This window comes from Actinocrinis puniceicyclus, assembly GCF_018283645.1.
Taxonomy (GTDB): domain Bacteria; phylum Actinomycetota; class Actinomycetes; order Streptomycetales; family Catenulisporaceae; genus Actinocrinis; species Actinocrinis puniceicyclus.
Genome location: NZ_JAGSXH010000397.1, coordinates 1 through 429 on the forward strand (window position 1 = coordinate 1; position 429 = coordinate 429).

The window sequence follows — 429 nt, forward strand, 5'->3', positions numbered from 1 at the left end:
CCTGCATGGCGCTGGGCAGCGGAAGCCACGCATAGCCGTCGCCGTCGGGGTATTGCCACCCGGCGTGCCTGGCGCCGAGCGTGAGCGTGTAATGCACCATCTGATGCCCCTGGCTGAGCAGGTCTTCCAGCGTATGCGGGACGCCATACCTTTCCAGATACGCGGGGCTTGCCGCATTCGTCATGCGCAGCTTGCCGAGCGGCCGCGCAATCATCGTTTCATCGGTGATCGGCCCGAACCGGATCACGCAGTCGAAGCCTTCCTGGACGAGATCGACGCGCCGGTCCGTGCTGGAAAGCTCCAGTTGCAGCTCCGGGTGCGCCGCCATCAGCTGCGGCAACGCTGGAACCACGACACTGCGCGCCAACTCGGTCGGCAGATCGACGCGCAGCCGGCCGCGTAACGGCCCGCCGTTCGCCAGGAACATCG

Annotated in this window: 1 protein-coding gene; it reads right to left on the reverse strand. The window is 66.7% G+C overall.

Translation table 11 applies throughout. The annotated features are described in order from the left end of the window. Positions 1-429, reverse strand: a 429-nt coding sequence (locus KGA66_RS32595; protein WP_246509020.1) for a LysR substrate-binding domain-containing protein, incomplete at both ends; no start/stop codon positions are given.